Source organism: Telluria aromaticivorans (genome assembly GCF_013003915.1).
In the GTDB taxonomy this organism is placed as follows: Bacteria; Pseudomonadota; Gammaproteobacteria; order Burkholderiales; family Burkholderiaceae_D; genus Telluria; species Telluria aromaticivorans.
Genome location: NZ_JABAIV010000015.1, coordinates 1 through 21735 on the forward strand (window position 1 = coordinate 1; position 21735 = coordinate 21735).

General features: G+C 64.8%; 15 protein-coding genes. 9 read left to right on the forward strand and 6 right to left on the reverse strand.

What is annotated here, in order from left to right:
* Nucleotides 1-156 precede the first annotated feature (156 nt).
* Nucleotides 157-2244, reverse strand: a complete 2088-nt coding sequence (locus HGB41_RS22660) for a 3-hydroxyacyl-CoA dehydrogenase NAD-binding domain-containing protein (RefSeq protein ID WP_171088578.1) — start codon at nucleotides 2242-2244, stop codon at nucleotides 157-159.
* Nucleotides 2245-2379: 135 nt separating this feature from the next.
* Between HGB41_RS22660 and HGB41_RS22665 the strand changes: the two genes are divergently transcribed.
* Nucleotides 2380-3126: a hypothetical protein gene (locus HGB41_RS22665; RefSeq protein WP_171088579.1), complete on the forward strand. Its 747-nt coding sequence runs from the start codon at nucleotides 2380-2382 to the stop codon at nucleotides 3124-3126.
* A gap of 121 nt (nucleotides 3127-3247) precedes the next feature.
* On the opposite strand, the gene HGB41_RS22670 is transcribed toward HGB41_RS22665, so the two are convergent.
* Both HGB41_RS22670 and HGB41_RS22675 read right to left on the reverse strand, forming a co-directional pair.
* Nucleotides 3248-4567: an amidohydrolase gene (locus HGB41_RS22670; RefSeq protein ID WP_171088580.1), complete on the reverse strand. Its 1320-nt coding sequence runs from the start codon at nucleotides 4565-4567 to the stop codon at nucleotides 3248-3250.
* An 18-nt stretch (nucleotides 4568-4585) separates the two neighbouring features.
* Nucleotides 4586-6223 carry a 3-(methylthio)propionyl-CoA ligase gene (locus HGB41_RS22675; RefSeq protein ID WP_308788950.1) on the reverse strand — a complete coding sequence of 546 codons (1638 nt, stop codon included), beginning with the start codon at nucleotides 6221-6223 and terminating at the stop codon, nucleotides 4586-4588.
* A gap of 264 nt (nucleotides 6224-6487) precedes the next feature.
* Between HGB41_RS22675 and HGB41_RS22680 the strand changes: the two genes are divergently transcribed.
* From HGB41_RS22680 to HGB41_RS22705, 6 genes are all read left to right on the forward strand, one after another.
* Nucleotides 6488-7978 (forward strand): protein adenylyltransferase SelO, encoded by a 1491-nt coding sequence (locus HGB41_RS22680; protein WP_171088599.1) that lies wholly within the window; start codon nucleotides 6488-6490, stop codon nucleotides 7976-7978.
* 31 nt (nucleotides 7979-8009) lie between these two features.
* Nucleotides 8010-8405 (forward strand): peptide-methionine (R)-S-oxide reductase MsrB, encoded by a 396-nt coding sequence (gene msrB, locus HGB41_RS22685; RefSeq protein WP_171088581.1) that lies wholly within the window; start codon nucleotides 8010-8012, stop codon nucleotides 8403-8405.
* A gap of 14 nt (nucleotides 8406-8419) precedes the next feature.
* Nucleotides 8420-9049 (forward strand): septation protein A, encoded by a 630-nt coding sequence (locus HGB41_RS22690; RefSeq protein ID WP_171088600.1) that lies wholly within the window; start codon nucleotides 8420-8422, stop codon nucleotides 9047-9049.
* Nucleotides 9046-9327, forward strand: a complete 282-nt coding sequence (locus tag HGB41_RS22695; protein WP_171088582.1) for a BolA family protein — start codon at nucleotides 9046-9048, stop codon at nucleotides 9325-9327. Before HGB41_RS22690 ends, HGB41_RS22695 begins: the two co-directional genes overlap by 4 nt.
* Before the next feature lie 159 nt (nucleotides 9328-9486).
* Nucleotides 9487-10266: a peptidylprolyl isomerase gene (locus HGB41_RS22700; RefSeq protein ID WP_171088583.1), complete on the forward strand. Its 780-nt coding sequence runs from the start codon at nucleotides 9487-9489 to the stop codon at nucleotides 10264-10266.
* Between the two features lie 82 nt (nucleotides 10267-10348).
* Nucleotides 10349-11125: a peptidylprolyl isomerase gene (locus HGB41_RS22705; RefSeq protein WP_171088584.1), complete on the forward strand. Its 777-nt coding sequence runs from the start codon at nucleotides 10349-10351 to the stop codon at nucleotides 11123-11125.
* Between the two features lie 672 nt (nucleotides 11126-11797).
* Here HGB41_RS22705 and purL read toward each other — a convergent pair.
* Nucleotides 11798-15829, reverse strand: a complete 4032-nt coding sequence (purL, locus tag HGB41_RS22710) for a phosphoribosylformylglycinamidine synthase (protein WP_171088585.1) — start codon at nucleotides 15827-15829, stop codon at nucleotides 11798-11800.
* 222 nt (nucleotides 15830-16051) lie between these two features.
* Between purL and HGB41_RS22715 the strand changes: the two genes are divergently transcribed.
* Together HGB41_RS22715 and HGB41_RS22720 are read left to right on the forward strand one after the other, a co-directional pair.
* Nucleotides 16052-17680, forward strand: coding sequence for a tetratricopeptide repeat protein (locus HGB41_RS22715; protein WP_171088586.1), 1629 nt, complete (start codon nucleotides 16052-16054; stop codon nucleotides 17678-17680).
* 204 nt (nucleotides 17681-17884) lie between these two features.
* Nucleotides 17885-18853, forward strand: coding sequence for an extracellular catalytic domain type 1 short-chain-length polyhydroxyalkanoate depolymerase (locus HGB41_RS22720; RefSeq protein ID WP_171088587.1), 969 nt, complete (start codon nucleotides 17885-17887; stop codon nucleotides 18851-18853).
* 7 nt (nucleotides 18854-18860) lie between these two features.
* On the opposite strand, the gene HGB41_RS22725 is transcribed toward HGB41_RS22720, so the two are convergent.
* Nucleotides 18861-19505, reverse strand: a complete 645-nt coding sequence (locus HGB41_RS22725) for a redoxin domain-containing protein (RefSeq protein ID WP_171088588.1) — start codon at nucleotides 19503-19505, stop codon at nucleotides 18861-18863.
* A gap of 58 nt (nucleotides 19506-19563) precedes the next feature.
* Nucleotides 19564-21630 (reverse strand): protein-disulfide reductase DsbD family protein, encoded by a 2067-nt coding sequence (locus HGB41_RS22730; RefSeq protein ID WP_371868575.1) that lies wholly within the window; start codon nucleotides 21628-21630, stop codon nucleotides 19564-19566.
* Nucleotides 21631-21735: the final 105 nt, after the last annotated feature.

The window sequence follows — 21735 nt, forward strand, 5'->3', positions numbered from 1 at the left end:
ATCACGCAGGGCACCACGGCAGCGAAGAAAGCATCCGCTCAAAAGCGAGTGTGACTTTTGGAAAACGGACATTTTAACTTTGCTAAAAGCGGACATTTCTACTTTGCTGTTACACACCCTACGGGAAGGCTGCAGCTCATCCGGCGCGTACCTGGATCAGCCGTTAAAACCCTTGCCCTCCGCCGCGCGCCGTTCGAGCAGCGCCGCCGGCTTCCACGCTTCGCCATGGCGCCCACCCGCGTACTTGCGCACCGCTTCCAGCAGCTTCGGCAGCCCGACCGACTCGGCGTAGAACATCGGGCCACCCCGGTGCAGCGGGAAGCCGTAGCCGCTCAGGTAGACCATGTCGATGTCGGAAGCGCGCATGGCGATGCCTTCCTCGAGGATCTTCGCGCCCTCGTTCACCAGCGCATACACCAGCCGTTCGACGATCTCGGAATCAGGAATCGCGCGGCGCTTCAGGCCCAGGTCATGCGAATGCCGGACGATCATGTCGTTCACCAGCGCCGACGGATAAGCCTTGCGGTCGCCCGCCTTGTAGTCGTACCAGCCGGCGCCGGTCTTCTGGCCGAAGCGGCCCCCCTCGCACAGCAGGTCGGCGCTCTTCGAGTAGGCGATGTGCGGCGACTCAACCGCGCGGCGCTTGCGGATATACCAGCCGACGTCGTTGCCGGCCAGGTCGCTCATGCGGAACGGTCCCATCGCAAAGCCGAATTTCTCGATGGCGGCATCCACCTGTTCCGGCAGCGCGCCTTCGTCCAGCAAAAAGTAAGCCTGGCGCAGGTATTGTTCCAGCATGCGGTTGCCGATGAATCCGTCGCAGACGCCCGATACCACACCCAGCTTCTTGATCTTCTTCGAGAGCGCAAGCGCGGTCGCCAGCACGTCCTTGCCGGTCTGCTTGCCGCGCACGATTTCCAGCAGCTTCATGACATTGGCCGGGCTGAAGAAATGCAGGCCGATCACGTCTTGCGGACGGTTGGTGAAGGCGGCGATGCGGTCCAGGTCGAGCGTCGAGGTATTCGAGGCGAGAATTGCCCCCGGCTTCATCACGGCGTCGAGCTGCTTGAACACGGCTTCTTTTACGCCCATGTCTTCGAACACGGCTTCGATCACGATGTCGGCTTGGGCGATGTCGGCATAGTCCAGGGTGCCCTTGACCAGGGCGATGCGCTGCTCGGCTTTTTCCTGGGTCAGCTTGCCCTTCCTGACGGTGTTCTCGTAGTTCTTGCGGATCGTGGCCAGGCCCTTGTCGAGCGCTTCCTGCCTGGTCTCCAGCAGCGTGACCGGGATGCCGGCATTCGCGAAGTTCATGGCGATGCCCCCGCCCATGGTACCGGCGCCGACCACGGCGGCACCCGCGATGCTGCGCACCGGGGTGTCCGACGGCATGTCCGGCACCTTGCTCGCGGCGCGTTCGGCCATGAAGGCATGGCGCTGGGCTTTCGATTCGGGCGTGGCCATCAGGTGCAGGAAACGCTCGCGCTCGAACTTCAGGCCGTCTTCGAAAGGCATGGTGATCGACGCGGCGACGGTCTCGACGCATTCGAGTGGCGCCGGGAACGGTCCGGCCAGCGCCTTGACCGACTCGCGCGAAGCCGCAATAAAACCTTCGTGGTTCGGGTAATCGACCTCGCGGTCGCGCACCTTCGGCAGCGGACGCAGGTCGGCCACCTTGCCGGCGAATTCGACCGCCGCGGCCAGCAGGTCGGTCCCAGCCGGGAACACCTGGTCGAACAGCTTTGTACCCGCCAGCTTTTCCGACAGGACCGGCGCGCCCGAGACCACCATGTTCAGTGCCATTTCCAGGCCAACCAGGCGCGGCATGCGCTGGGTACCGCCGGCGCCCGGCAGCAGGCCGAGCTTGACTTCCGGCAGCGCGATCTGGGCGCCCGGCAGCGCGACGCGGAAATGGCAGCCCAGCGCCAGTTCCAGCCCACCGCCCATGGCGACGCTGTGGATCGCGGCGACCACCGGCTTGCTGCAGTCTTCGACCACGCGGATCAGCGTGTGCAGGGTCGGTTCGGTCAGCGCTTTGGGGGAATTGAATTCGCGGATGTCGGCGCCGCCAGAGAACGCCTTGCCGGCGCCGGTGATCACGATCGCCTTGATGGCGGCATCGCGTTCGGCCTGCTGCACTGCGTTGACTGCGGCAGTGCGCGTTTCCAGCCCGAGGCCGTTGACCGGCGGGTTATTCAAAGTAATGACGGCAACGCTGCCCTGGACGGTGTAGTCGGCACTCATGTCTCTTCCATCTCCTGGTTGGTGGTCCTGCTTATCCGTTCAACTATACCTCAACTAAAAGAACGTTCGTATTATTTTCTGCCTGCTGCATGCTGTGCCAGAATAGCGCCCTTACGAAGCAACCGGACCGCCCCGATGGAAAAACTGATCGCGCTATTGAACCGCCTCTACCTCATGCCGCAACTGGCATCGCCGGAGGCGCTCGCCCGGCATTTCCATGGTCTGCAGGCCTTGCGCATCCCGCTGGCCTCGCCCGACGACCTGACGCGCGCCATCGTCATCGACTTCCCCAAGCTGCGCGGCCACGCCGACCGGCACTGGACCAATTTGTGCGAGGTCGCCAACCGCCTGCAGGAAGCCTATGGCTTCCCGCCGCCCGCCGTCAGCATCGATGGCGGCAGCGGCTACCAGCTGTGGCTGTCGCTCGATGAGCCGGTGCCGCTGGGCGATGCGCGCCGCTTCGTGGCCATGCTGCGCGACGCCCACTTCCCCGAACTGGACCTGCAGGTAGCGGTCGAGGTCGCGCTGCCGCCCTGCCTCAACGCGGCATCGGGCAAATGGGCTGCCTTCATCCACCCGGGCATGGGTGCGTCGTTCGCCGAGGAAGCCGGGCTCGAGATGACGCCGCCGGTGAACGCGCAGCTTGCCTTCCTGGAGGGACTGGACAGCATCGGCAAGGCCCAGTTCTTCGATGCGCTGGTGTCGATGAAGCAGGGTGACGCCCCGGCGCAGGTGCAGGCACCTGAACCGCCGCGCGCATCTCCGGACGGCCTGCTGCTCAAGGACGCGACGCTGGAAGACATCGTGCGGCGCCTGCATGCGATGAATATCGAGCCGACTTTCCGGCACCTGCTGCGGGGCGCGACCTGGTCGCAGCCTTGACCGCATCGCCGGCCCCCATCGGTTCAGTCCTGCCCAGCCTTGGAAGCCATCATCGAACTGGATAAGAGGCGAACCTCGTCGGGGTGATCGACGACCAGGGGTCGAGCGATACTGCGAATATTTACCGCTTGCCCATCAAATCCTGCAGGGCCACTACCGTCGACTCCACCCCCATCCTCACCGCCGGCCCGTGCTCGACCTTGAACAGCGGGCTGTGATGGCTCGGCAGCCGCAGCTTGCCGGCCTTGGCGGCAGCGATGGTCTCCGGCGCCGTCCCGCCAACCGTGAAATACACGCTCGGGATATACGGGTCGGTCACGAACATCGGGAAGTCCTCCGAGCCCATCCCTTCGCGGAATTCTTCCGCACCGAATGCATCCGCCCCCAGCTTGCCGGTCCAGGCTGTGCGCAGGCGCCGCACCAGCTCGACATTGTTGAGCACCGGAGGCGCCGGCGTATCCACCAGCTTGACTTCGGGCAGTTCGTTGTCCGCCATGCCGGCGGCGCGCGCCGTGTGCTCGGCCATGCGTTTGATCCCGCCCAGCAGCAGGTCGCGCGTCTTCGCGCTCTCGCTGCGCACCGTCAGCTGCAGCCTGGCGTTGTCGCCGATGATGTTGGCCTTGCTGCCGCCATGGAAGGAGCCGACCGTGATCAGGCCCGGCTCGCGCGGGCCCAGCTCGCGGCTGACGATGGTTTGCAGGCCCATGACGATCATCGCACCCAGCACGATCGGATCCTTGCCCCGGTGCGGCTGGGCGCCGTGGGCGCCGACGCCCTTGATCAGGATCTCGACGGTGTCGGCGCCCGAGTAAGGCGACACTTCGGACGCATGCACCTTGCCGGTCGCCATGTCGGCCTTCACGTGGAAGCCGAGCGCGAAGTCCGGCTGGCCGAAGCGCTTGTACAGGCCATCCTTCATCATCGCCAGCGCGCCGCCGATGCGCTCCTCGGCCGGCTGCCCAACCAGCATCAGGCTGCCCGACCACTTGCCGCGCTCGGCCGCCATGCGGCGCGCCGTGCCGACCAGGCTGGCCATGTGGATGTCGTGGCCGCAGGCATGCGCCACGGGCGTCATATTGCCTTCCATGTCCTTCTGGGTCGCGGTCGAGGCATTCGCCAGGCCGGATTTTTCCTGCATCGGCAAGCCGTCCATGTCGGCGCGCATCATCACCAGCGGGCCGGGGCCGTTCTTCAGGATCGCCACCACCCCGGTGCCGCCGACGCCCTCGGTCACCGTAAAGCCTGCCGCGCGCAATTCTTTCGCCATGCGCGCCGCGGTTTTCACTTCCAGGAATGAGAGCTCGGGATTGCGGTGGAAGTAGTCGAGCAGCGGCGCCAGGTGGGCGTCGTAATCTTTCGCGACGGCCTTGGACAGCTCGTTTGCATGGAGCGCCCCCGGCACGAACAGGGCGGCGAGCAACAGGGGAAGCAGTTTTTTCATGAAGTGCTCAAGGTGTGGTCAGGCGGTTGGCAAACGGTGCTCGTGGTAGGCGTCGCGCAGCTTGTTCTTCTGAATCTTGCCGGTGCCGCCCATCGGCAGCGACTCGGTGAAGACGACATCGTCCGGAATCCACCACTTTGCCACCTTTCCATCGAAGAAGGCCAGCAGTTCTTCGCGGCTCACCTCCATGCCAGGGCGCTTGACCACCACCAGCAGCGGCCGCTCGGCCCATTTCGGGTGCTGTATGCCGATGCAGGCCGCCTGCAGCACCGCCGGGTGGGCCATGGCGATGTTCTCCAGGTCGATGGTGCCGATCCATTCGCCGCCCGACTTGATGACGTCCTTGCTGCGGTCCGTGATCGAGAGGTAGCCATCGGGGTCGATGGTCGCCACGTCGCCGGTCGGGAACCAGCCGTCCTGCAGCACGTCGCCACCCTCGCCGCGGAAATAGCCCGACACCACCCAGGGCCCCTTGACCAGCAGGTGGCCGTAGGTCGCACCGTCCCAGGGCAGTTCGGCACCGTCGTCGTCGACGATCTTCATGTCCACGCCGTAGATGGCATGGCCCTGCTTGCGCAGCACGGCGCGCTGGGCCTCCGGCGGCATAGCCTTGTGCTTGCCCAGCAAGGTGCAGGCGGTGCCGAGCGGCGACATCTCGGTCATGCCCCAGGCATGCACCACTTCGACGCCGAGCTGGTCGATCAGGGTATCCATCATCGCCGGCGGGCAGGCCGAGCCGCCGATCACGGTGCGGCGGAAAGTCGAGAAGCGCAGCCCGTTCTGCAGTACGTAATTGACCAAGCCCAGCCACACGGTCGGCACGCCGGCCGAGAAGGTCACGCCCTCGCCCTCGAACAGGTCGTACAGCGATTTGCCGTCCAGCGCAGGCCCCGGGAACACCATTTTCGCCCCCGACAGCGGCACCGAGTAAGGCAGGCCCCAGGCATTCACATGGAACATCGGCACCACCGGCAGCACGGTATCGGCCGCCGAGACGTTCAGCGCGTTCGGCATCGCGGAGGCGTAGGCATGCAGCACCGTGGAACGGTGCGAATACAGCGCGCCTTTCGGATTGCCGGTCGTGCCCGAGGTGTAGCACAGGCTGGCTGCCGAGCGCTCGTCGAACTGCGGCCAGGCGTAGTCGCCGGACGAGGTCGCAATCAGGTCTTCGTAGCAGAGCAGGGTCGGGATGGTCGTCTCCTGCGGCATGTGGGCGCGGTCGCACATCGCGACATAGCCCTTGATGGTCTTGCAGTGGCGCGCCATCTGTTCGATCGCCGGCAGGAACGTCATGTCGAAGAACAAGTACTGGGCTTCGGCGTGGTTGACGATGTAGGCGATCTGTTCCGGGTGCAGGCGCGGATTGAGGGTGTGCAGCACCGCGCCCGATCCGGACACCGCGTAGTAGAGCTCCATGTGGCGGTAGCCGTTCCAGGCCAGGGTCGCCACCCGGTCGCCCATGGCTACGCCCAGGCCTTGCAGGGCCTGGGCCATGCGCCGCGCGCGCGCTTCGCAATCGCGGTAGGTGTAGCGATGCAGGTCGCCTTCTACGCGGCGCGACACGATCTCGCTGCTGCCATAGTGGCGGGCGGCGAATTCGATGATGCTCGAGACCAGCAGCGGCTGGTCCATCATCTGGCCCATCAGTGGGCTCATTACGGGGCTCACTGCGGAACTTACTGCGGGGCTGGTCGAGTGGTCGGTCATGCGGTTTCCCATGGACGGATTGGCAAAATTGGCAACATACCCCGAGTTTCATCTACAGGGTTCTAGTGCGTCAACGCAATTCGGTGATGCGCCGCACAAGCTATGCACAGCGGTTACCGGATGTAAATGCGTTGGCCGCCGGCAGTCGTGCGCCGATAGAATTGCTTCGGTACGGTAGAATCCTGCCAATATTGCCCTTACCCTGCCCTACAACTGAATATTTGTACTGGAACTGCCATCACTGCTGACGAACTTCCCTTCAACAACTCGTTTGCCGAGTTGCCCCCGGCGTTCCATACCCGGTTGATGCCGACGCCCTTGCCGGCGCCGACCTTCATCGCCGCCAGCGCGCCCGCAGCGGCGCTGGTCGGGCTCGAGCCGCAGGACCTGGCCGGCCAGGATTTCGTTGACGTTTTCACCGGCAACAAGGTGGCGGTACGTTCGCAGCCCTTGTCCGCGGTGTATTCGGGCCACCAGTTCGGCGTCTGGGCCGGACAGCTCGGCGATGGCCGTGCGATCACGCTCGGCGACCTTCCTGGCGAAGGCGGCCAGATGGAGATCCAGCTCAAGGGCGCCGGGCTGACGCCCTATTCGCGCATGGGCGATGGGCGCGCCGTGCTGCGCTCCTCGCTGCGCGAGTTCCTGTGCTCGGAAGCGATGGCGGCCCTTGGCATCCCGACCACGCGCGCCCTGATGGTGACCGGCTCGCACCAGCCGATCATGCGTGAAAGCGTCGAGACCGCCGCTGTCGTGACCCGCATGGCGCCGACGTTTGTGCGTTTCGGTTCCTTCGAGCACTGGTACCACCGCGGCAGGCAAGACGAATTGCGTATCCTGGCCGATTACGTGATCAAGAACTGGTACCCGGAATTTGCCGGTGCCGCCAACCCCTATAAAGAGCTGCTGGCCGAGGTAACCCGCCGTACGGCACGCATGATCGCCGGATGGCAGGCAGTCGGTTTCATGCACGGCGTCATGAACACCGACAATATGTCGATCCTGGGCCTGACCCTGGACTACGGCCCCTTCGGATTCATGGAAGCGTTTGATGCCAACCATATCTGCAACCATACCGACCAGGGCGGCCGCTATTCCTATGCCAACCAGGTGCCGGTCGGCCACTGGAACTGCTACGCACTGGGCAATGCCTTGCTCCCCCTGATCGGCACGCCGGAAGAAGCCGAGGAAGCGCTCGACGCCTACCGCCCGGCTTTTGGGGCCAAACTGGACGAACTGCTGCATGCCAAGCTCGGCCTGCTGGACGTGCGCGAGGGCGACGAAGCACTGTTCGACGACATGTTCAAGCTGCTGCAGGCGAATCATGCCGACTTCACGCTGTTCTTCCGCCGCCTGGGCGAACTCAAACTCGATGGCGACCTGGGCCAGGACGCCCCGCTGCGCGATTTGTTCCTCGACCGCGCAGCCTTCGATGCCTGGGCCTTGCAATACCGTGCTCGCCTGCGCCTGGAAAACAGTAGCGACGAACGGCGCCGCGCCGCCATGCACCGCGCCAATCCGAAATACGTGCTGCGCAACTACCTCGCGCAGACGGCGATCGAACAGGCGCAAAATGGCGACTACAGCGGCGTGCACAAATTATTGGGCGTGCTGGAGCGGCCGTTCGACGACCAGCCCGAGAACGAGGCCTATGCGGCCATGCCCCCTGACTGGGCGGCCCATCTTGAAGTAAGCTGCTCATCCTGATTTCAACAAGCCCGACCAGAACGAGACCGACATGAACGATAAAGTGACCAAGAGCGACGCCGAGTGGCGCGCCCAGCTCGACCCGATGGAATACCAGGTGACCCGCCATGCCGCCACCGAGCGCGCCTTCACCGGCAAGTTCTGGGACCACCACGAGCACGGCATCTATACCTGTGTCTGCTGCAATACGCCGCTGTTCGAATCCGACGCCAAGTTCGATTCCGGTTGCGGCTGGCCCAGCTATTTCCGCGCGCTCGACCCGGACAACGTGATCGAAAAGACCGACCGCACCCACGGCATGCTGCGCACCGAGATCATTTGCGCCGTCTGCGACGCCCATCTCGGCCACGTGTTCCCGGACGGCCCGCCGCCGACCGGCCTGCGCTATTGCATCAACTCCGCTTCGCTGCGTTTCGAACCTGCCTGAGGATGTTTTAAATGATTAAGTTTTTGTTCGACATGCTGCCGGTGATCCTGTTCTTCGGGATCTACAAGTATGGCGAAAGCAACCAGGACTGGGCCCATGGCCTGGTCACCGATTACCTCGGCTTCCTCATCTCGGGCGGGGCCGTGCCGGCCTCGCAGTCGCCGATCCTGCTGGCCACCTTCGTCACCATCCTGGCGACGGTGCTGCAGATCGTGTATTTGCTGGCGCGCCGGCGCAAGGTCGATGGCATGCTGTGGCTGTCGCTGGGCGTGGTGGTGATCGCGGGCGGCGCCACCATCTACTTCCACGACGACACCTTCATCAAATGGAAGCCGACGATTTTGTACTGGGCCTTCGGCGCCGCCCTGATGTTCGCCCACCTGGTCTACCGCAAGAACCTGATGCGCTCGGCGCTCGGGGGCGCGATGAACTTGCCGGAAGCCGTGTGGAACCGCGTGCTGTATGCCTGGGTGGCCTTCTTTACCGTGCTGGGCCTGCTGAACTTGCTGATGGCTTTCGTTGTCTTCCAGGGCGACACCGGCGCCTGGGTCAGCTTCAAGCTGTTCGGCATTACCGGCATCCTGTTCGCCTTCATCGTCATTCAATCGTTAATGCTGTCTAAACACATTCAGGAGGATGCATGACTGATTCGACCCGTACCGAACGCCTGCGCGAGCGCCTTCAGGCCGAGCTCGCCCCGACCCTGCTCGAGATCACCGACGACTCGCACCTGCACGCCGGGCATGCCGGCGCGGCCTCCGGCGGCAGCCATTACAGCGTCAAAATCGCCTCCGACAAGTTCACCGGCCTCACGCTGGTCATGCGCCATCGTCTTGTGTATGATGCCGTTCACGAAATGATTAACAAGGCGGAAATCCATGCGCTGGCCATCACGGCCATCCTGCCTTCCGAAGCCGCTTGAAGATTGGCCGTTCGCGGCCGCCTTCAGTCAGCTTTAAGTAAAGTCGCCGACAATCTTTCGTGGTACGCAATGAAGGCGAAGTAGAAGACGGCACTACAACACGAAGTAAAAGAACTGAGCAATCTCGTCCAAGCAACTCTCCCCACAGGAATTCCAGAAATGACTTTGAAGCCAGCACGCCTGCTGTTAGCCCTGATCGCCGTTGTCGCGGCGCCTGCCTTTGCGCAGAACCTCGCCGTGGTCAACGGCAAGCCGATCCCGTCGTCGCGCGTCGACGCCGTGGTCAAGCAGGTCGTCGCCGCCGGCCAGGGCCAGGATTCGCCGCAGCTGCGCGAAGTAATCAAGCGCGACCTGGTCTCGCGCGAAGTCCTGATGCAGGAAGCGGTCAAGCAAGGCTACGACAAGAAGCCTGAAGTCAAGGCAGCGCTGGACAGTGCGCGCCAGGCGATCGTCGTCAACCAGCTGGCCCGCGACTACATCACCAAGAACCCGGTGACCGATGCCGAGATCAAGGCCGAATACGACCGCTTCACCAAGCAGACCGGCGACAAGGAATACCATGTCCGCCACATCCTGCTCGAGACCGAAGCCGAAGCCAAGGCCGTGATCGCCAAGATCAAGGGCGGCGCCAAATTCGAAGAGCTCGCCAAGGGTTCGAAAGACACCGGCACCGCCAACAATGGCGGCGACCTGGACTGGGCTGCCCCTGCCTCCTTCCCGCCAGAATTCGCAGCCGGCTTCACCGGCCTGCAAAAAGGCGGCGTCAGCGAGAACCCGGTCAAGACCGCGAATGGCTTCCACGTCATCAAGCTCGACGACACCCGTGCGGCCAAGCTGCCGACCCTGGAAGAAGTCAAGCCGCAGGTCGCCGACGCCCTGGCCCAGAAGAAGCTCGAAGAGTACAAAGAGCAAATGGTCAAAAAGGCAAAGGTGCAGTAATATGTGTTACCGCCGGTGCTGAGTCAGCACCGGTTTTTGCCGCCTGCGGCGAACTTTTTCGTGTTTAGATAGGACCTCAACAATGATTTTGAAGCCAGCCCGCCTGTTGTTAGCCATGATCGCACTGGTTGCCGCGCCTGCGTTCGCGCAAAACGTTGCGACCGTCAATGGCAAACCCATCCCGGCGGCCAAGGTTGACCAGATGGTCAAGCAAGTCGTCGCCCAGGGTCGCGCCACCGATTCGCCGCAACTGCGCGACGCGATCAAGAAAGACCTGATCGGCCGTGAAGTCCTGATCCAGGAAGCCGACAAGCAAGGCGTCGGCGGCCGTGCCGACGTGAAGGCAGCGATCGACAACGCACGCCAGAGCATCATCATCAATGCGATGCTCGCCGACTACGTCAAGAAGAACCCGATCAAGGATGCCGAGATCAAGGCCGAGTACGACAAGTACAAGTCCCAGGTCGGCGACAAGGAATACCGCGCACGCCACATCCTGGTGACCACCGAAGACGAAGCCAAGGCGATCATCACCAAGCTCAAGGGCGGCGCCAAGTTCGAAGAGCTGGCCAAGCAGTCGAAAGACGGCTCGGCTGCCAATGGCGGCGACCTGGACTGGGCAAGCCCGGCCAACTACGTGCCTGAGTTCTCGAAAGCCATGGTCGCCCTGCAAAAAGGCGCCATCACCGAGACCCCGGTCAAGACCCAGTACGGCTTCCACGTGATCAAGCTGGAAGACACCCGTAACGCCAAGGTGCCGGCACTGGACGAAGTCAAGCAGCAGGTCGCGGAACAACTGCAACAGCGTCAGCTGGCCCAGTACCGCGAAAGCCTGGTGAAGAAGGCCAAGATCCAGTAAGCGGATACTGCCTCATCAAGAAGCGCTCCCTCGGGGGCGCTTTTTTATTGGACGCGCCGCGTGCGCAGCCTCCTACGCCGCCGCGCTCGGTGATCCTATTGCGGCGGCACGAGGAAGGATTAGGATAGGCTGCATTGTCACTCATGCAGGAGCTTACGATGGCCAACGAAAACGACGATCAAGCGGGCAGCGCGCCCCAGGGCGAACGCAATCGCGCCGATCCGCTGTCTCCTCCGCCGGGCGCAGGGGGCGGCGACATCCGTCATACCAACTTTCCGCCAGCCTCGCCCGAAAGCAATGTCGGGCCCGCAGGTGCGCCGCAGACCAGCCGTGGGAGTGCCGGGAAACCGGAGACCGGGGGTGGGGGAAGTGGGCAGGAAGGCAGCGGTGCGGCCGGTGGGCAGGACGATGCGGGTGCTGGTGCGGCGCCGGGGACGCCTAAAGGGAACGGAACTAAGGATGAGCCGATTTGGGGTAGCTGACGAACGTGATGCAACGCCGGCATCGACGCGGCTCGTAGGGGGGGCAGATTCTGCCCACGCGGTGACAGGTAGATGGAATGACGCCGCGGTCGTGCCGGCGGTGGACCGCTTGGGCAAGGAACTTGCCCACCCTACGGGTCTCGGCGGATCAAAAAAAAGCGCCTCGAAAGAGGCGCTTTTGCTTACGTGATCAACCCACCCACTTCCGCGCATTGCGGAACATGCGCATCCACGGCGATTCATCCGGCCAAGCGTCCGGCGCCCACGAATGCACAACGGTGCGGAACACGCGTTCGGCGTGCGGCATCATCGCGGTGAAGCGGCCGTCTTCGGTGGTCACGGCAGTCAGGCCGCCCGGCGAGCCGTTCGGATTGAACGGGTAGATTTCGGTGGCCTGCCCGCGGTTGTCGACATAGCGCAGCGACTTGATCGCGGCGTTTACGTCGCCGGTCAGCGAGAAGTCGGCGAAGCCTTCGCCGTGCGCGATCGCGATCGGCGCCTGGGTGCCGGCCATGCCGTCAAAGAAGATCGACGGCGAATCCAGCACTTCGACCATGCCGAAGCGTGCTTCGAACTGTTCCGATTTGTTGCGGGTGAACTTCGGCCAGGCGTGCGCGCCCGGGATGATCGACTTCAGGTTGCTCAGCATCTGGCAGCCGTTGCACACGCCGAGACCAAACGTGTCCTGGCGCGCGAAGAAGCCGGCAAAGGCGTCGGCCAGCTGCGGGTTGAACAGGATGGTCTTGGCCCAGCCTTCTCCCGCGCCCAGCACGTCGCCATACGAGAAGCCGCCCACGGCGATCACGCCCTGGAAGTCGTCGAGTTTGGCGCGGCCGGCAATCAGGTCGCTCATGTGCACGTCGATCGCGGCAAAGCCGGCCTGGTGCATCGCCCAGGCGGTTTCGATGTGCGAGTTGACACCCTGTTCACGCAGGATCGCTACGCGCGGACGCACGCCGGTTGCAATGAACGGGGCAGCGACGTTCTCTGTCAAATCGAAGGTCAGCTTCGGTGAGATGCCCGGGTCGGTTTCGTCGAGCAGGCGGTCGAATTCCTGGTCGGCGCAGTCCGGGTTGTCGCGCAGGCGCGCGATGCGCCAGCTGGTGTCGCTCCACAGTCGGTGCAGGTCGGCGCGCTTCTGGTGGTAGATCACCTTGGCGTCGCGCGTGAACTCGACCACGCCGCGGTCGTTCAGCTTGCCGATGATATGGCTGCAGGCGCCCAGGCCCTGCTCGCGCAGCACGGCCATCACGGCCTGCTTGTCTTCCGCGCGCACCTGGACCACGGCGCCCAGCTCTTCGTTGAACAGCGCGCGCAGGGTCAGTTCGTTGCGGCGCTCGGCCACCTGGCCGGCCCAGTTCTTGGCATCGCCCCAATCGGCGCCATGGCCCTCTTCCATCGCCAGGATGTCGAGGTTGACCGAGACGCCGGCGCGGCCGGCGAAGGCCATTTCGACCAGGGTGGTAAACAGGCCGCCGTCCGAGCGATCGTGGTAGGCCAGCAGCTTGCCGTCGCGGTTGAGCTGCTGGATCGCGACGAAGAAGGCTTTCAGGTCTTGCGGCGCGTCGAGGTCCGGCACGCTGTCGCCCAGCTGCTGCGTCACCTGCGCGAGCGCGGAGGCGCCCATGCGGTTCTTGCCGCGGCCAAGGTCGACCAGGATCAGGGCGGTCTCGCCGAGGTCCGTGCGCAGTTGCGGGGTCAGCGAACGGCGCACGTCGGCGACTGGCGCGAACGAAGACACGATCAGCGACACCGGAGAAATGACGGCCTTGCCGGCGCCATCGTCGTTCCAGGTCGTGCGCATCGACAGCGAATCCTTGCCGACCGGGATGGAGACGCCCAGTGCCGGGCACAGTTCCATGCCGACCGCTTTCACGGTGTCGAACAGGGCCGCGTCTTGGCCCGGCTGGCCGCAGGCCGCCATCCAGTTGGCCGACAGCTTGATGTCCGAGATGTCGTTGATAGCGGCGGCGGCGATGTTGGTGATCGCCTCGCCCACGGCCATGCGACCCGAGGCGGCGGCATTGATCACGGCCAGCGGGGTGCGCTCGCCCATCGCCATCGCCTCGCCCACGAAGCCCTCGAAGGACATCGCGGTGACGGCGCAGTCGGCGACCGGCACCTGCCACGGGCCGACCATCTGGTCGCGCACAGTCAAGGCGCCGACGCTGCGGTCGCCGATCGTGATCAGGAAGGATTTGTCGGCGACGGTAGGCAACAGCAGCACGCGGCGCGCGGCCTCGATCAGTTCGATGCCGGTCAGGTCGACCGCCGGGAAGCTGTAACTGACGTGTTCCACTTCGCGCAGCATCTTCGGCGGCTTGCCCAGCAAGACGTCCATCGGCATGTCGACCGGCGACGCGCCGCTTGACTCCTGGTCGATCACGCGCAGTTGGCGTTCTTCGGTGGCGGTGCCGACCACAGCGTAAGGGCAGCGCTCACGCTCGCACAGCGATGCAAATTTATCAAGGTCAGATGGCGCGATAGCCAAAACATATCTCTCTTGAGACTCGTTTGACCAAATTTCCTTCGGTGCCATGCCACTCTCTTCGAGCGGTACCTTGCGCAGGTCGAACAATGCGCCGCGCTTGGCGTCGTTGACGATTTCCGGGAAGGCGTTGGACAGGCCGCCGGCGCCGACGTCGTGGATCGAGATGATCGGGTTGTCATCGCCCATCTGCCAGCAGCCGTTGATGACTTCCTGGGCCCGGCGTTCCATCTCCGGGTTGCCGCGCTGGACCGAATCGAAATCGAGGTCGGCGGTGTTGGTGCCGGTCGCCATCGACGATGCGGCCGAGCCGCCCATTCCGATGCGCATGCCCGGGCCGCCCAGCTGCACCAGCAGGCTGCCGACCGGGATCTCGTCCTTGTGGGTGTGCGAAGCCGAGATGCTGCCGATGCCGCCCGCGATCATGATCGGCTTGTGGTAGCCGTACACGCTGCCTGCTGCGCCGACGTTCTGCTCGTAGGTCCGGAAATAACCGCCCAGGACCGGGCGTCCGAATTCGTTGCTGAAGGCGGCGCCGCCCAGCGGGCCGTCCGTCATGATCTGCAGCGCCGAGGCGATCCGTTCCGGCTTGCCGTAGACCGCATCGACACGGCCGGCTTCGGCGCCGGTCACGTCGGAGGCGTTTTCCCACGGGCGCTGGGCGTCCGGCAGATAGAGGTTCGACACCGTAAAACCGGTCAGGCCGGCCTTCGGCTTGGCGCCGCGGCCGGTTGCACCTTCGTCGCGGATCTCGCCGCCGGCGCCGGTCGAGGCGCCCGGGAACGGGGAGATCGCGGTCGGGTGGTTGTGGGTCTCGACCTTCATCAGGATGTGGGTCAGGTCGGTCGCCGGCGCGTATTCCTGGCCAGCACCACGCGGGAAGAAGCGGGTCACGCTGGCGCCCTCGATGATCGACGAGTTGTCGCTGTACGCGACCACGGTGCCGCGCGGGTTGAGCTGGTGGGTGTTCTTGATCATGCCGAACAGCGACCGGTCTTGCTTGACGCCGTCGATGATCCAGTCGGCATTGAAGATCTTGTGGCGGCAGTGCTCGCTATTCGCCTGCGCGAACATCATCAGCTCGACGTCGGTCGGATTGCGCGCCGCCTTGGTGAAGGCCTCGTTCAGGTAGTCGATCTCGTCGATCGACATCGCCAGCCCCAGCTCGGTGTTCGCGCGCAGCAGGGCGTCAACGCCCTCGCCCAGCACGTCCACGGTCTCCAGCGGCTTGCCTTCGAGCTCGTCGAACAGGCGCGAAGCCCCGTCGGCATTGCGCAGCACGGTCTCGGTCATGCGGTCGTGCAGCAGCGCCGCGACAGCCGCGAGTTCCTCGTCCGCCAGCTTCTTCGGCGCGCCGAAGCCGGTGCCGAGGATGCCGCTCTTGAGCACCACGGTGTAGCCGACGCCGCGCTCGATGCGGTGCACCTGCGCCATGCCGCAGTTGTGGGCGATGTCGGTGGCCTTCGAGGCCCACGGCGAAATCGTGCCCAGGCGCGGGATCACGAAGAATTCCTCGGTCACGCCTTCGTAAAGTGTCTGGGCCGCCGGCTCGCCATAGGTCAGCATGGCGGTGAGGCGTTCGGTATCGGCGGTGGTCAGCGGTGCGCTGGCGTCGATGAAGTGGAAGAAGCGAGCCTGGACTGCGGCAATCGACGGGGCGACAGCTTGGAGTTGCGACAGGAGGCGTTGGCTACGGAAGGCGGACAGGGCATTGGAACCCGGCAGAATCAACATGGCTGAGAAGTCGGTTGATGCAGCGTCGCTGCTTGGGTGGAAGATAGCCCGCCATTATACAGTGTTGCAATGCAGCGTTGCATTCCTGGCAGTTGCGACCTTGCAGAACCGACATTTCTTGATCCTCGAAGCACTTATCGGTATTGTAACGGCTACATAATTACGAAAGCTGCGCCGCGCAAAGCAACTGCGAGCGCGCAGCCACACGGGGAACGAGAGCAAATGCAAGAGAATGCCAACCTGACGGTGCTGGTGGTCGACCCGAACCCGGGCATGCGCGCCAGCCTGCAGAACATGCTCAACCAGGCCGGCATCGGCAAGGTCGAGACCGCGGTCAATGCCTCTACTGCGATCAAGCAGCTGGGCAAGCGCAGCTATGACGTGATCCTCTGCGAATACGACCTCGGCGGCCCGGGCGGCGACGGGCAGGATGGCCAGCAGTTGCTGGAAGACCTGCGCCACCACCGCCTGATCACGGCATCGACCATCTTCATCATGCTCACCTCCGAAGGCGTGTACGGCAAGGTCGTCAGCGCGGCCGAGCTGACCCCGACCGACTACGTGCTGAAACCGTTCACCGTGGACATGCTCAGCGGTCGCATCAAGCGCGCGCTGGAACGCCGCACCGCCCTGCTCCCGGTCTGGCAGCTGGCGGCGCAAGGCAAGCCGGTCGAGGCGATCCGCGCCTGCGGCACCGCCACCCTCGCCAACCCGCGCTACGCGCTCGACTTCCTGCGCCTGAAAGCCGAGCTGCACGTCTCGGTGGGCGAACATGCCGAGGCAGGTGCGCTGTACCGCGACGTGCTGGCCGAACGCCCGCTGGGCTGGGCCGGACTGGGCCTGGCGCGCACCATGGTCGCGCAAGGCCAGTTCGACGAGGCGCGTGAGACGCTCGAACTGCTGGTGCAGGGTAATCCGCGCCTGATGGGCGCCTACGACCTGCTGGCTCGCTGCCACGAGCAGCTGGGCGCCAGCAGCGAAGCGCAGAAGATCCTGGAAGAAGCGGTGTCGATCTCGCCGCACATGGTGCGCCGCCTGCGCAAGCTCGGCGAAGTCGCGCTCGAGAACGGCGACGCCGAAGCGGCCGAGAAATCCTTCAAGCAAGTCGTCTCGAAAGCGCGCTATTCCGATTTCCGCAACCCGGAAGACCACGTTAACCTGGTCAAGGCCCTGGTCACGCGTGGCGACGTGCAGGGCGCCAGCGGCGTGATCCGCGACCTGGAACGCTCGCTGCGCGGCAGCTCGAATGCCGACGCCTGCAAGGCCTATTCGAGCGCCCTGCTCCACGAAAAGATGGGCAATGTCAGCGCCGCCGTGGCCGAACTGCAGATGGCCGTGAGCGCCACGCGCGCCAGCAGCGGGCTATCCTCGAACCTGAAGATCGGCCTGGCCCAGGCCTGCCTCGAACACCAGATGGACGAGCAGGCATCGAGCGTGATGATGACCGTGATGGCCGATGCTTCCAGCCCGGTGACGGTGGACCAGGCAATGGGCGTGTTCGTGCGCGCCGGCCGTTCGGACCTGGCCGACGGCATGGGCCAGCAACTGCGCGCACAGGCCCAGATCCTGCTGGGCGTGGCCGGCGAAAAGCGCAACATGGGCGACGTGCGCGGCGCGGTGCAGACCCTGCTCGAAGCCCTGCATATGGCGCCGGGAAACCAGCAGGTGATGGTGGCCGTGGCCGGCGGCATCCTGCGCCAGGTTAATGAGCTGGGATGGGACCACGCCCTCGGCGAAGTGGCCGCCGAACAGGTCGAGCGGCTGCGCGCGATGGATGCGAACCACCCGCGGCTGGCGGCGCTGGTGGAGGAATTCCAGCTGGCCAAGCGCAAGTACGGTATCGCCAGCTAGCGGCAACCCGACCGCTGCCGATCCAGCCGCAGCGGGCTTCTCTTAAGACGGCGCAGGCGACTTCTTGTCGTTCGTGCAGCGCCGCATTCCTTGGCGTTCTCGGGCAATGATCCTACGCCTGGCCACGCGCCCGCCCTACATGCTGCAACGCAGCATTTACTTAGAATAGGGAAAAAATACCGGAGACTTCACTACGAGGTCAACATGATGAATACAGCACTGAGCTGGCCGTTCTTCGGCTGGAATCCCTGGACAGCCGCGCATGACGCGACGGCTCCCTCCACTATCCCTTCTGCACCGCAAGGCGAATTTATCGCCGGCAGCTACGACAGTGGCGCCCAGTCCATGCGCTACAAGCTGTACATCCCCAGCAATTATTGCGGCGAACCCGTCCCCTTGGTCGTCATGCTGCACGGCTGCGGCCAGGACGCCACCGATTTCGCGCTCGGCACGGGCATGAACGAACTGGCCGAACAGGCCGGATGCCTGGTGCTGTATCCCGAGCAGTCGGTGCAGGCGAACTGGAACCGCTGCTGGAACTGGTACGAGGAGGCGCATCACGCACGCGACGAAGGCGAACCCGCGCTGATTGCGGGACTCACACAACAGCTGTTCGACAGCCATGCCATCGACCGCGCCCGGGTGTCGGTCGGAGGCTTGTCGGCCGGCGGCGCCATGGCGGTCATCCTCGGCCGGACCTATCCGGACGTCTTCAAGGCGGTCGGCTCCCACTCGGGCCTGGCGCATGGCAGCGCGATGGACAGCTCCACCGCCTTTATCGCGATGCGCGAGGGCGTCGACGTCGATTTACTGGAACAGCCGGCGTCCCTTTGTCCGACCCCGACCATCGTGTTTCACGGCGACGTCGACCATACGGTCCACCAGAAGAACAGCGGCGACGTGGTGCGCCAGGCGATCGCCTGCTACGCCGGGCAGGTTCCCGGGGAATCCAGGGAAACGGCCATGTCCGAACAACTGGGGGCGACGAGCGGGCGGGAATTTACCCGCCACACCCATCGCGGCGAAGCGGGCGACGTGATCGCCGAACACTGGACCATCCACGGCGCCGGCCACGCCTGGTCCGGCGGCCAGGAGCGCGGTAGCTACACCGACAGCCGCGGGCCCGACGCGAGCCGCGAGATGCTCCGCTTCTTCATGGAGCAGGCCGAGTAGCAGCGGCTCAGGACTTGTACTTGACCGCGCAGCCATAAGGGCGCGTGACGGCCTGCTTGACCTCCACGCCCTTCACCACCGATTCCATCGCGGTCTTGAAGACCGGATCGGCCTTCTCGAGATCGGCCACCTTGGTCGATGCGATGCTGTCGATACCGCCCGCATAGCGCAGGATCCCCTTGGCGTCGATCACATACATGTGCGGCGTGGTGCGGGCGTCATAGGCCTTGCCGATCGTGCCTTGCGGGTCCAGCAGCACGGCAGCCGGCGCCGCCTGGCGGCTGGCGCTCAGTTCATCGGCCCTGGGCCCCGCGACATGCCCCTGCTCGCCCGGCGCCGACGAGATCACGCTCAGCCACACGATGCCTGCGTCCTTGGCCTGCTGCTGCAGCTTCTGCATGTTCGACGCGCCGTAGTGTTTCTTCACGTAAGGGCATTCGTGGTTGGTCCATTCCAGGACCACGATCTTGCCCTTGAAATCTTCGAGCTTGTGTTGCTTGCCCTTGCTGTCGACCGCGACAAAGGCGGGCGCTGCCTGCCCGACAGCGGGTGCGGCCATGGCCGGCGCAGTGGACAACAGGGAGCCGGCGCCGACCAGGGCAGCCGTCAGGACAGTAGTGCGAAGCATGGCGCGACGTGGAAAACTGTTCATGAGATTCCTCTTTCAAAAAATAGGTCAAGTGACCGGCAAAACTGCCAACAACATCGAATCATTGTTCGATTGCTTCGGTGACGATAGCCTGGGTCAGCACCGGCGGCAGCACCACCGCCTCCTTCCCGGGCGGATAAAACGCATAGAACGGCAGTCCATCCCGCTGGAAGGATTGCAGGAACGCCGTGATGGCCGGGTCGCGATTGGTCCAGTCTCCCTTCATGTAGACCACCTCCTGGGCTTGCATGGCCTGCTGCACGGCGGCGGTCGACAGGGTCGTGCGTTCGTTGACCAGGCAGGTGATGCACCAGGCGGCAGTCATGTTGACGAAGACCGGCTTGCCCGCGGCCCGCAGGCTCGCGAGCCGCTCGGCGCTGTACGGCTCGGCATTGGTCGCCTGCTGGCTGGACGGCGCCACCGGCTCGGTGGTATGCAGCACCGCCATCAGGCCGAACAGCCCGGCCATGCCAAGCACCGCAAAACCGCGCGGCCACCACGGCTTCTTCACGCCCTGCTGGCCCAGGCCCACCAGCCATCCGACCAGGCCGACCAGCACCGCACCGGCCAGCGCCGTGCGCAGGCCTGCCTCGCCCGCCTGCTGGGCCAGCACCCACAGCAGCCAGGCCGCCGTCGCATACATCGGGAAGGCCATGGCCTGGCGCAGCGTCACCATCCACATGCCGGGCCGCGGCAGGCGGCGCGCGACGGCCGGGAACAGGCCCAGCAACAGGAAAGGCAGGGCCAGGCCGAGGCCCATCATCGCAAACACGACCAGGCTGACATAGGCCGGCGCCACCAGCGCCGAACCGATCGCCGCGCCCATGAAGGGCGCGGTGCAGGGCGTGGCCACGACCACGGCCAGCAAGCCCGTGAAGAAGCTGCCGGCATGGCCCTTGCGCTCTGCAAGCTGCTGGCCCGTGCCGGCGAGTGAACTGCCCACCTCGAACACGCCGGACAGGTTCAGGCCGATCGCCAGCATCAGCCAGCACATGCTTGCGACGAACAGCGGCGACTGGAACTGGAAGCCCCAGCCTACTGCGCCGCCGCCGGCACGCACGGCCAGCAAGCCGATCGCCAGCGCCATGAAGGCGGCCAGCACGCCCAGGGTGTAGAACACGGCCGACAGGCGCACCTCGCGCCGGTCGCTGCCCGACATCCCGGCGAAAGCCGTGGCCTTGATCGCCAGCACAGGGAAGACGCAGGGCATCAGGTTGAGGATCAAGCCGCCGATGAAAGCGAACACCGCCATCTGCCATAGCGGCAGGCTGGCGGGTTTGGCATCGGCCGCGGCAAGCTCGCCCGCACTGGCCGTCGCAGGCGCCAGCTCCAGCGCGAACCAGCGTTTCCGTCCGCCGCCGTCGGTGATCGCCAGCAGGCCTTTGGCCGGTCCCGGCGCATAGCCCTGCGCTTTCTGGAGCTTCATGCTCAGTTCACCCTGCCCCACCTCCAGGGACTGTGGGGCAACGTGGTCGATCAAGCCCCAGCGCTCCGGGAAGAACAGGGCCGACCGCACGGATTGCGAAGTAATGCCCTCGCCCTTCACCAGCAGCTGCAAGCCCGATCCGCCGGCGGCCAGCGAGGCCTTCCAGGGCGCCGCTTGCGGCCGGCGGGCATCGGCAATGCTGAAGGCGGCGCGGATCTCCGCAGCTGCCGGGCGTGGGCTCGCCTCCACCGGCAAGCTCAAGCGGAACTTGCCTTCTTCCGGGATGCATTCCTTTTCGCAGACCACCCAGTCGCCGCTGGACTCGATGACCAGTTGGCTGCCGGGCCGGGCATCCTGCGGGACGGTCAAACGCATCGGGAAGACGATCTCGTTCTCGTAGCCATAGCTGGCAACCGGGCCGATGATGAAGCGATCCGGGCCCGGCCAGTCGATCGCGCCGACCGTCGCGCCTTGCGGCAGCGTGAATGCGATATTCGGGGGCGAGCCCGCATCGCCGGGATTTTTCCAGTAGGTGTGCCAGTGCGGCGCCAGGCGCTGGCGCAGGCCGATCCGCAGGGTCTGCCCCGGGCTGACCGCCGCGTGGTCGCTGACCAGCGACACCGTCGTACGCGGGCTTTGCTGGAGATTGCTCTCCGCCGCCAGCGCGGGCAGCAAGGTGGCAACGAGCAGCACTGCGGTCACGGCGCGCCAGGATGTGCGAACAGCAGCTGCAAAAAATCGGGGCATGTAAGGGGCGGCAATCTCGATTGTTCCGGCTCGCTGCTGGCATGCCGCCGCGGCCTGGTC

What these genes read in the sequence shown, in the direction of transcription:
- HGB41_RS22660 (WP_171088578.1), bottom strand. Translation starts at nt 2,244, where the DNA reads ATGAGTGCCGACTACACCGTCCAGGGCAGCGTTGCCGTCATTACTTTG.
- HGB41_RS22665 (WP_171088579.1), top strand. Translation starts at nt 2,380, where the DNA reads ATGGAAAAACTGATCGCGCTATTGAACCGCCTCTACCTCATGCCGCAA.
- HGB41_RS22670 (WP_171088580.1), bottom strand. Translation starts at nt 4,567, where the DNA reads ATGAAAAAACTGCTTCCCCTGTTGCTCGCCGCCCTGTTCGTGCCGGGG.
- HGB41_RS22675 (WP_308788950.1), bottom strand. Translation starts at nt 6,223, where the DNA reads ATGAGCCCACTGATGGGCCAGATGATGGACCAGCCGCTGCTGGTCTCG.
- msrB (WP_171088581.1), top strand. Translation starts at nt 8,010, where the DNA reads ATGAACGATAAAGTGACCAAGAGCGACGCCGAGTGGCGCGCCCAGCTC.
- HGB41_RS22695 (WP_171088582.1), top strand. Translation starts at nt 9,046, where the DNA reads ATGACTGATTCGACCCGTACCGAACGCCTGCGCGAGCGCCTTCAGGCC.
- HGB41_RS22700 (WP_171088583.1), top strand. Translation starts at nt 9,487, where the DNA reads ATGACTTTGAAGCCAGCACGCCTGCTGTTAGCCCTGATCGCCGTTGTC.
- HGB41_RS22705 (WP_171088584.1), top strand. Translation starts at nt 10,349, where the DNA reads ATGATTTTGAAGCCAGCCCGCCTGTTGTTAGCCATGATCGCACTGGTT.
- purL (WP_171088585.1), bottom strand. Translation starts at nt 15,829, where the DNA reads ATGTTGATTCTGCCGGGTTCCAATGCCCTGTCCGCCTTCCGTAGCCAA.
- HGB41_RS22715 (WP_171088586.1), top strand. Translation starts at nt 16,052, where the DNA reads ATGCAAGAGAATGCCAACCTGACGGTGCTGGTGGTCGACCCGAACCCG.
- HGB41_RS22720 (WP_171088587.1), top strand. Translation starts at nt 17,885, where the DNA reads ATGATGAATACAGCACTGAGCTGGCCGTTCTTCGGCTGGAATCCCTGG.
- HGB41_RS22725 (WP_171088588.1), bottom strand. Translation starts at nt 19,505, where the DNA reads ATGAACAGTTTTCCACGTCGCGCCATGCTTCGCACTACTGTCCTGACG.